We start from the raw sequence: 9399 nt of genomic DNA on the forward strand, positions 1-9399 counted from the left end.
AGATCTACACGATCATCAATTCCCTTGCCGCACAGGGCAAGGCACTGATCCTCATCTCCTCGGAACTGCCCGAGCTGATCGGCCTGTGCGATCGCATCTACACCCTCAACGAGGGCAGGGTCACCGCGGAGGTGCCCCGCGAGGACGCCGACCAGGAGACGTTGATGCGGTACATGATGAAGGGACGTAGATGACGACCACCCCCACGGTGAGCACCGCACCGAGCACTCCCCCGACCTCACCACCACCGAATCCGGCGGGCGGACGGTTGATAGCGGCACTGCAGGGCAACTTCCGGCAGTACGGCATGGTCGCCGCACTGGCCGTGATCGTGATCCTGTTCCAGGTCTGGACAAGTGGGATCCTGCTGAAGCCGCTGAACGTCACCAATATCGTGCAGCAGAACGGCTACATCCTCATTTTGGCGATCGGGATGGTCATCGTGATCATCTCCGGTCACATCGACCTGTCCGTCGGCTCGATCGCCGGGTTCATCGGCGCCATGTCGGCGGTGCTGATGATCCGCCATGCCATGCCGTGGCCCGTCGCGGTGGTGGTCTGCCTTCTGCTCGGCGCGTTGATCGGTGCCTGGCAAGGCTTTTGGATCGCCTACGTCGGGATTCCGTCGTTCATCGTGACGCTGGCGGGAATGCTGGTCTTCCGCGGCGCCACCCAGTACCTGCTGCAGGGACAGTCCATCGCTCCCTTCCCCCGCAGTTTCCAGCAGGTCAGTAGCGGGTTCCTCCCGGAAATCGGCGGCCGCAGCCTCTACCACTTGCCCACCGTGATCCTCGGCGTGCTGGTCATGGTCGCCGCGGTCTGGCAACAGGTGCGCCAGCGAAGGACCCAGTCACGCTACGGATTCGACGTCGCACCCGTGGGCTGGTTCGTGTTCAAGTGCGTCGCCATCGTCGCCGCCTTGGCGACCTTCACCCTGCTGTTGGCCAGCTACCGCGGCGTGCCCGTGGTCGGCATCATCCTGGCGGTGGCCTTCGTCGTCTATGCCTTCGTCATGCGCAGCACCGTCTTCGGCCGGCAGGTCTACGCCGTCGGTGGCAACGAGGCGGCGGCGCGGCTGTCCGGGGTGAAGACCAAGCGGGTGACCTTCCTGGTCTTCGTCAACATGGGTCTGCTGTCCGCGCTGGCCGGTCTGCTGTTCGCTGCGCGGCTGAATTCCGCGACGCCGCAAGCCGGTATCGGAATGGAGCTGGAGGCCATCGCCGCGGCGTTCATCGGCGGCGCCTCGGCCAGCGGTGGCGTCGGCACGGTGTTCGGCGCCATCATCGGTGGCTTCGTGCTCGGCGTGCTGAACAACGGAATGTCCCTGATCGGTATCGGCAGCGACGTCCAGCAGGTCATCAAGGGTCTGGTGCTGCTGGCCGCAGTCGGTTTCGATATCTACAACAAGAAGAAGGGCGGGTCGTGACGTGCTGCACGGCGGGCCGGCTGATCGATTCGAACATGACATCGTGACCTTCATGCGCAGCTGGGCGCCCTATGGCGGCCCGCCCGCCGACGAGGTGCTGCCGGAATTCGGGATGACGCGAGACCAACTCGTGGCGCGCTACCAGCAGATCCTGGACGCCCGGGCCGCCCAGCGCGAGCAGGCGCTGCGCCGACCCTGGCTGAGGCTGGGCCAGAGCGCGTCGCGGTGAGGCCGGGCCCGTCCCCAACCCGGTGGACCCTGGCCGACGGACGCGAATTGCTGTTCTTCGACCTCCCCGGCCACGAGTGCGCACCGGTTGCCGACGTTCGGGTCCTGCCTGATCGCTGCGCCATGCAGTCCGAGCTTCGCTTCGATCGCACCACCGGCCAGTGGGTGATCATCGCGGCTCTGCGCCAAGACCGGACCCACCTGCCGCCGGCGGACCGGTGCCCCCTGTGCCCCGGCCCGTCCGGACTGACCAGCGAGGTGCCCGCCCCGGACTACGACGTCGTCGTCTTCGAGAACCGGTTCGCCAGCCTGGCCGGTGCAGCCGACGCGGCCTTCGCGCTCCCGTCGATCGCCGGGACCGACTTCGTGTCCGCGCCCAGTCACGGCCGCTGCGAAGTGGTCTGCTTCTCCAGCGATCACACCGGCTCGTTCGCCGGCCTCGACTTCGGCCAGGCGCGCCTGGTCGTCGAGGCCTGGCGGCACCGCACCGCCGAACTGTCGGCCGCACCCGGCATCGAGCAGGTGTTCTGTTTCGAGAATCGGGGTGCGGAAATCGGTGTGACACTTGGCCATCCGCACGGCCAGATCTATGGCTACCCGTATCTGACGCCGCGCACCGACGAGATGTTGCGGGCCGCCCGGGCACACCGGGACCGCACCGGCACCAATCTGTTCGCCGACGTCCTCGCCCACGAGGTGCGCGACGGTACCCGGATCGTCGCACGCAGCGACGCCTTCACCGCATTCGTGCCGTTCGCGGCGCGCTGGCCGGTGGAGGTGCACATCTATCCGAACCGCTTCGTGCACAACCTCACCGAACTCGACGATGCCGAGCTCGACGAGTTCACCCGGATGTACTCCGACATCCTGGCCCGGCTGGACCGCCTTTACCCCACCCCGTTGCCCTACATGGCGGCACTGCACCAGTACCGCGACACCAACGCCCAGCGCGAGGGCTACTTCCACGTCGAGGTGATGTCGATCCGGCGCAGCGCCACCAAACTGAAGTACCTGGCCAGCTCGGAATCCGCGATGGACGCCTTCATCAATGACGTCACCCCGGAGGCCGTCGCCGAGTCGATCCGCGCGGCCCGGCGATGACCGCGGCGGGCGCTGCGGTGCGTTACTCGGCACCGGGACGGATCAATCTGATCGGCGAACACACCGATTACAACCTCGGTTTCGCGCTGCCCATCGCGTTGCCCGAGCGCACCGCCGTGACCTTCACCCCCACCGGGGAGGCTTCGATCAGCGTGCGCAGCGACCGCGAGCTGGCGCCGGTCACTTTCCCGCTGGACACCGCACCAGGCGAGGTCACCGGCTGGGCCGCCTACGTGGCGGGTGTGGTGTGGGCGGTACAGCGGGCCGGCCACCCGGTGCCCGGCGGCACCCTGGCCATCGCGGGCGGCGTCCAGAGCGGTGCCGGCCTGGCGTCGTCGGCGGCACTGGAGTGCGCGGTGCTGGGTGCGCTTCTGGCCGCCACCGGCCGCTGTCTGGACCGCACCGAAGCCGCCCGGATCGCGCAGCGCGCCGAGAACGACTATGTCGGCGCCCCAACGGGTTTACTCGACCAGCTGGCCGTTCTGTACGGTGCACCGCGGCATGCGCAGCTGATCGACTTCGCCACCCTGGCAGTACGGCCGGTGCCATTCGACCCCGACGCCCGCGACATCGCGTTGCTGCTGATCGACTCGCGCGCCACCCACCGGCACGCCGACGGTGAGTACGCGGCGCGCCGCGCGTCGTGCGAGCGGGCCGCGGCCGACCTGCACCTCGCCAGCCTGCGCGATGTCGGTGACCGCGGGCCGGGTGCCTTGGCGCAGATCACCAGCGCGGAGGATGCCCGCCGGGCCCGGCACATCGTCACCGAGAACCGCCGGGTCCTGGAATTCGTTGACGCGCTGTCGGGTTCGGACTTCGCCGCGGCGGGCCGATTGCTGAGCGAGTCGCACGCTTCGATGCGCGACGACTTCCAGATCACCACCGAGCACCTCGATCTCATCGCGGACACCGCCGTCGCGGCCGGTGCGCTGGGGGCGCGGATGACCGGCGGCGGGTTCGGCGGCTGTGTGATCAGCCTGGTCGACGCCGCACGGATCGAGGGTGTCAGTGCCGCGGTGCGGGCGCAGGTGCTCGACCGCGGCTATACCGCACCCGTCATCTCCCGGACCTGGGCCGGCGCCGGGGCGGGTCCGGCGGCCGACGACCGCGCAGCGAACCCGCTGTACCGGTGACCGCCGCGGCGGTCATGACATACCCTCCGAGCATCATGACTGGCACCCGCGCGACCCTGGCGGCTGTCCGCGGACTGCGGCGCGGCGGACTGCTCGCCCTGGTGCTGCTGGTGTGCGCGGCCGTCGGCTGCACGGACTCCACCGCGACACCCACCAGTACCACGGTGGAACCCGCCGCCGAGAGCACCGCAGCGCCGCCGGCGGCCGAGCCGGCCGAGCCGGCCGGGGCGCAACCCCGGCTGGCCACCGACCCCGCCACGCTTGCCGACGATCTGGTCGCCGACGAACTCGCCATCCGCGACCCGGCGACGCCCGAGGCCGCACTGGTGGCCGCGGCCCGCCGTCAGCAGCTGGCCTACCGGTCCATCGGCCGCCACCCCGAATGGGACGCCATCATCGGGCCCCGGATTCCCGCCAATCTGCTCGAGGCCTACGACCGCAACGTCGATGCGCGGCGCCAGCTCGCCGCGATGGCACACGTGCGCGACACGCTGCCGGCCTGGCGCATCGTGGCGCCCGCCCCCGCCGACGAACTGCTCGGCTACTACCGCGAGGCGCAAGCCGCCAGCGGCGTCGGGTGGAATTACCTGGCCGCGATCAACCTGATCGAGACCCGTCTGGGCAGCATCGTCGGACTCAGTACCGCGGGTGCGGACGGTCCGATGCAGTTCCTGCCCTCGACGTTCGCCGCCTACGGCGACGGCGGCGACATCCGCGCACCCCGGGACAGCATCATGGCCGCCGGTCGCTATCTGGCCGCCAACGGTTTCTCCGCCGATCCCGACCATGCCATCTACCGGTACAACCATGCCGACCCCTACGTGGCGGCAGTCAAGGACTACGCCGCGGTGCTGGCCGCCGATCCCGCCTCGTTCGCCGGCTTCTACCGCTGGGACGTCTACTGCCTCACCGTCGACGGTGACGTCGTGCTGCCGATCGGGTACTCCGCTGACGCCCCGATCCCGGTCGGCGAGTACCTGGCGACCCACCCGCAGTGACAGACCCTGGCCGTGCGCTGATCGAGGATCCCGGCGACCTGTCCGCCCTGCGATCCTTGGGCGCCGATTCCGACGCGGTGTTCACCGAGTTCGCCGCATGGGCACAGGCCAACGGCACCTCGCTGTACCCGGCACAGGAAGACGCGTTGATCGAACTGGTCAGCGGCGCCAACGTCGTCCTGGCCACACCGACCGGTTCGGGCAAATCGCTGGTGGCCACCGGAGCGATCTATGCGGCGCTGGCAGCCGGGCATCGCAGCTTTTACACCGCACCGATCAAGGCTTTGGTCAGCGAGAAGTTCTTCGCGCTGTGCGCGGTGTTCGGCGCGGTGAACGTGGGAATGCTCACCGGCGACGCCGCGGTCAACGCGGGCGCACCGATCATCGCCTGCACGGCGGAGGTGCTGGCCAACATCGCCCTACGCGAAGGCGCGGACGCCGAGATCGGCCTGGTGGTGATGGACGAGTTCCACTTCTACGGCGACCCCGACCGCGGGTGGGCCTGGCAGGTGCCGCTGCTCGAGCTACCCCGGGCGCAATTCCTGTTGATGTCGGCCACCCTCGGCGACGTGACCTCGCTGCGGGCCGACCTCACCCGCCGTACCGGCCGCGACACGGCGCTGATCGCCAATGCCCAACGGCCGGTGCCGCTGTTCTACTCCTATGCCACCACCCCGATGCACGAGACCATCGGCGACCTCTTGAACACCAAACAGGCGCCGATCTACATCGTGCACTTCACCCAGGCCTCGGCGCTGGAGCGGGCGCAGGCCTTGATGAGCGTCAACGTGAGCAGCAAGCAGGACAAGGCCGACCTCGCCGACGCGATCGGCGCGTTCCGGTTCTCCACCGCCTTCGGCGCCACCCTGTCCCGACTGGTCCGGCACGGCATCGGTGTGCACCACGCCGGCATGTTGCCCAAGTACCGGCGGTTGGTCGAACAGCTGGCTCAGGCCGGTCTGCTCAAGGTCATCTGCGGCACCGACACGCTCGGCGTGGGCATCAACGTGCCGATCCGGACGGTCGTGTTCTCGGCGCTGTCGAAGTACGACGGCACCCGCACCCGGCTGCTCAATGCACGCGAATTCCATCAGATCGCCGGCCGGGCGGGGCGCGCCGGCTACGACACCGCCGGAACCGTGGTCGTGCAGGCCCCCGACCATGAGGTGGAGAACCTCAAGCAGTTCGCCAAGGTCGCCGACGATCCGAAGAAGCGCCGAAAGCTGGTGCGCCGCAAGGCACCCGAGGGCATGGTGCCGTGGAACGAGTCGACGATGACCCGGCTGGTCGATGCCTCACCCGAGCCGTTGACCTCGAACATGCGGGTGTCGACGGCGATGATCCTCGACGTCGTCGACCGGCCCGGCGACCCGTTCGCCGCGATGCGCCGGCTGCTCACCGACAACCACGAGCCCCGCAAGCGCCAGCTCGCCCACATCCGCGAGGCGGTCGGTATCGCGCGGTCGCTGCTGCAGGCCGGGGTCCTCGAACGCCTCGACGAACCCGACCCGGACGGCAGACGCTACCGGCTCACGGTCGACCTTCCCCCGGACTTCGCGCTGAACCAGCCGTTGTCGACCTTCGCGCTGGCCGCCGTCGACGTGCTGGACCCGGCCGGCGAGGACTACGCGCTCGACATCGTGTCGGTCATCGAAGCCACCCTGGAGGATCCCCGCCAGATCCTGGCCGCGCAGCTGAACAAGGCCCGGGGTGAGGCGGTGGCCGCGATGAAGGCCGACGGCATCGAGTACGACGAGCGGATCGAACTCCTCGACGAGGTGAGCTACCCCAAGCCACTCGACGAACTGCTGACGCACACCTTCGAGGTGTACCTGCGCACCAACCCGTGGGCGGCCGACGCACGGCTGTCGCCCAAATCGGTGGTGCGCGAGATGTGGGAGCGGGCGATGACGTTCCGGGAATTCGTCAGCGTCTACGGCCTCACCCGATCCGAGGGCGCGGTGCTGCGCTACCTGTCGGACGCCTACAAGGCCTTGCGCTCCGGGGTGCCCGCCGCCGCACGCACCGAGGAATTCACCGACATCGTCGAGTGGCTCGGCGAACTGGTGCGCCAGGTCGACTCGAGCCTGCTCGACGAATGGGAGCAGCTCACCAGTCCGGATCAGCCGCTGGATGCGCCCGCGCCGGTGCCGGCGCGGGCGCGCCCGCTGACCGGCAACCAGCGCGCCTTCACCGCGATGGTGCGCAATGCGCTGTTCCGGCGGGTGGAGCTGTTCGCCCGGCGGCGCTGGCACGAGCTCGGCGAGCTGGACGCCGGTTCCGGCTGGTCGGCCCAGCGGTGGGAGGAGGTCGGGGACCGCTACTTCGCCGAGCACCAGGACGTCGGCACCGGAGCCGACGCGCGCGGCCCCGCCAGGTTGATCCTCGACCGGCAGCCCGACGTCTGGCGGGTTCGCCAGATCCTCGACGACCCAGCCGGCGACCACGACTGGGGGTTCGATGCCGAGGTGGACCTGAGCGCTTCCGACGAGCAGGGCGTGGCGGTCATCCGGCTGCTCGACGCCGGACGGCTGGACTGACCGGGCGGCGTAGGGCTCAGAGCACGGGCAGCAGCCGACGAAGGATCGCCACCGAGGAGGCGGCCACCTCGTCGACGAAGGCCAGGAAGTCGAACCGCGAATCGCGGCCCGCAAGGTCCGACAGCGCGCGGATCACCAACCAGTCCACCCCGAACGCCTCGGCGACCTGCGCGACGGCGCCGCCTTCCATCTCCACGGCCAGGCCGCCGAATTCGCGCTGGAGTGTCTCCCGGGTGCCGTCACTGTGCACGTACTGGTCGCCGGACAACACCGTGCCGAACCGGATCGCCGCCGGGCGCGCGCCGCCGCCGGCGGCTCCGGACAGCGCGGGCAGGACGAAGCCGTCCAGCCGATCGACCACCCGGGCCAGCAACGCGGCGTCGACGTGATAGCCCAGCCGGTCGGTGGGATTGATGAACGGCACGTGCCCGGCCTGATAGGTCTGCAGGCCGCCGTCCTCGATCAGCCCGGAGTCGTGCTGGATCAGCCGGTCGGCGATCACCACGTCGCCAACCGCCAGCTGCGGGTCCAGTCCGCCGGCCACACCGGAGAAAACGATTGGGGCACAGCCGAATCGGTCGGCCAGCACGGTCGCGACGAGGGCGCTGTTCACCTTGCCCATCCCCGAGCCCACCAGCACGACGCTATGGCCGTCCAGCCTCCCGGTGACGAACTCGGTGTGTGCGGCGCGCACGGCGACCGCGTCGGCGAGCAGCGTGCGCAGATGTGTGAGCTCGGCCGGGATGGCGCAGATCAGTCCGATAGGCACCCGTTCAGTCTGGCCGACGCGCTACGTCTCGTCGGCGACCTGGTGGCGATCCACCTTGCCGGGGCCGGCGGGATCGTCGTCCCGGTGGTCGAGCTGATCCTGCCGGATGCGCTGGTCCTCACTGGCCTTCCTGGCATCCACCGGAATGGCGGGCGGGGGCTGGTTGCGCTCCATGGTCAGCTCTTGAAGGCGTCTTTGACCTTCTCGCCGGCGTCCTTCAGACTCGCCTTGGCCTGGTCGAGCCGGCCTTCGTTCTCGGTGCTCTTGTCGTCGGTCGCCTTGCCGACGCCCTCCTTGGCCTTACCGGAGAGGTCGTCGACCTTGTTGCTGATCTTGTCTGAGATACCCATGGCGGTTCTGTACCTCGGCAGCGCGATCGCGAAACCCTGGTCAGGTTCGGCGGCCGCGCACAGTCCACACCACCCGGTACGAACCGGCCGCCGGTACCGCGCCGAAGTGTCGTGAGTCGACCACTCCCGGAGCACCGGCATTGTCCGAGCACGCCTCGAACGTGGCGGCGCGGCCTCGGCCTCGGACGTCACCGACCCGCTTGATCAGCCACCGCGACGACAGCGTCGGATCGGGGAACACCCGAAGCTGGCCCGGTCGGGGGTGCCCGCCGCGAACCGTCAACAGCCCGTCACCTGGCGCAAGGGTGGGCCGCATGGAGTCCTCGACCACCAGAAACCGGCGCAGCGGCCAGTACCCGAGCCCATGGTTCCCGCGCATCTTGAAAGGGTAAGTTAAGGCCATGCTGCATCGACTTTTCGCCAACGCCACTCCTGCCCACGCTCACTGCGACCTGTACTGCGGCGTCTACGACCCCGCCCAGGCCAAGATCGAGGCGCTGTCCTGCCTCAAGACGATCCAGAAGTACAACGACTCCGACGACGAGCACTTCCGGACCCGCGCCATCCTCATCAAGGAGCAGCGCGCCGAGGAGGTCAAGCATCACCTGATGGTGCTGTGGGCCGACTTCTTCACCAAGGAGCACTTCGAGCAGTTCCCCAACCTGCACCAGCTGTTCTGGGACGGCGTGCACGGTGCCGGTGACGTCAAGAAGTCGACCGACGCCGCGGTGGCCGAGAAGCTGCTCGCCACCATCGACCAGATCTCGGACATCTTCTGGCAGACCGAGAAGGCCAAGGGCATGGGCGTCTACCCGCCGGCCTGACCACCACTGTTCCCAGTACCGCGCGGCCGC

At 69.0% G+C, this 9399-nt stretch carries 11 protein-coding genes and 1 pseudogene; 8 read left to right on the forward strand and 4 right to left on the reverse strand.

Going from position 1 to position 9399, the window contains the following annotated elements; genetic code table 11:
* The 7 genes and pseudogenes from MSZK_RS12445 to MSZK_RS12475 form a co-directional block, all read left to right on the forward strand.
* Window positions 1–194, forward strand: a pseudogene (locus MSZK_RS12445) (ABC transporter ATP-binding protein); the annotation flags it as partial.
* Complete coding sequence (gene mmsB, locus MSZK_RS12450; RefSeq protein ID WP_099248209.1) at window positions 191–1426, forward strand: multiple monosaccharide ABC transporter permease; 1236 nt, start codon at window positions 191–193, stop codon at window positions 1424–1426. The pseudogene MSZK_RS12445 and the gene mmsB, both read left to right, overlap by 4 nt.
* Window positions 1427–1469: 43 nt before the next feature.
* Complete coding sequence (locus MSZK_RS12455; RefSeq protein WP_142389915.1) at window positions 1470–1655, forward strand: hypothetical protein; 186 nt, start codon at window positions 1470–1472, stop codon at window positions 1653–1655.
* Entirely contained in the window at window positions 1652–2755 is a 1104-nt protein-coding gene (galT, locus tag MSZK_RS12460) for a galactose-1-phosphate uridylyltransferase (RefSeq protein ID WP_099248213.1), read from the forward strand. The genes MSZK_RS12455 and galT overlap by 4 nt, the downstream gene beginning before the upstream one ends.
* The gene (locus MSZK_RS12465; RefSeq protein ID WP_099248216.1) at window positions 2752–3888 is read left to right on the forward strand and encodes a galactokinase; all 1137 of its coding nucleotides are present in this window, start codon (window positions 2752–2754) and stop codon (window positions 3886–3888) included. The genes galT and MSZK_RS12465 overlap by 4 nt, the downstream gene beginning before the upstream one ends.
* A 35-nt stretch (window positions 3889–3923) precedes the next feature.
* Window positions 3924–4886: a lytic transglycosylase domain-containing protein gene (locus MSZK_RS12470; RefSeq protein WP_099248291.1), complete on the forward strand. Its 963-nt coding sequence runs from the start codon at window positions 3924–3926 to the stop codon at window positions 4884–4886.
* Window positions 4883–7426 (forward strand): RNA helicase, encoded by a 2544-nt coding sequence (locus MSZK_RS12475; protein ID WP_099248218.1) that lies wholly within the window; start codon window positions 4883–4885, stop codon window positions 7424–7426. Before MSZK_RS12470 ends, MSZK_RS12475 begins: the two co-directional genes overlap by 4 nt.
* Window positions 7427–7442: 16 nt before the next feature.
* Here the strand turns inward: MSZK_RS12475 and MSZK_RS12480 are convergent, their stop codons facing one another.
* The 4 genes from MSZK_RS12480 to MSZK_RS12490 are packed head-to-tail and all read right to left on the reverse strand — an operon-like array spanning window position 7443 to window position 8924.
* Entirely contained in the window at window positions 7443–8195 is a 753-nt protein-coding gene (locus tag MSZK_RS12480) for a 5'-methylthioadenosine/adenosylhomocysteine nucleosidase (RefSeq protein WP_099248220.1), read from the reverse strand.
* Between the two features lie 21 nt (window positions 8196–8216).
* Window positions 8217–8369 (reverse strand): hypothetical protein, encoded by a 153-nt coding sequence (locus MSZK_RS32635; protein WP_199203308.1) that lies wholly within the window; start codon window positions 8367–8369, stop codon window positions 8217–8219.
* A gap of 2 nt (window positions 8370–8371) precedes the next feature.
* Window positions 8372–8545, reverse strand: coding sequence for a CsbD family protein (locus tag MSZK_RS12485; RefSeq protein WP_099248222.1), 174 nt, complete (start codon window positions 8543–8545; stop codon window positions 8372–8374).
* Window positions 8546–8585: 40 nt separating this feature from the next.
* Window positions 8586–8924 carry a S26 family signal peptidase gene (locus tag MSZK_RS12490; protein ID WP_371411332.1) on the reverse strand — a complete coding sequence of 113 codons (339 nt, stop codon included), beginning with the start codon at window positions 8922–8924 and terminating at the stop codon, window positions 8586–8588.
* Between the two features lie 22 nt (window positions 8925–8946).
* Between MSZK_RS12490 and sodN the strand changes: the two genes are divergently transcribed.
* Window positions 8947–9369: a superoxide dismutase, Ni gene (gene sodN / locus MSZK_RS12495; RefSeq protein WP_099248224.1), complete on the forward strand. Its 423-nt coding sequence runs from the start codon at window positions 8947–8949 to the stop codon at window positions 9367–9369.
* Window positions 9370–9399: the final 30 nt, after the last annotated feature.

It is taken from the genome of Mycobacterium sp. shizuoka-1, assembly GCF_002723835.1.
Taxonomy (GTDB): Bacteria; Actinomycetota; Actinomycetes; order Mycobacteriales; family Mycobacteriaceae; genus Mycobacterium.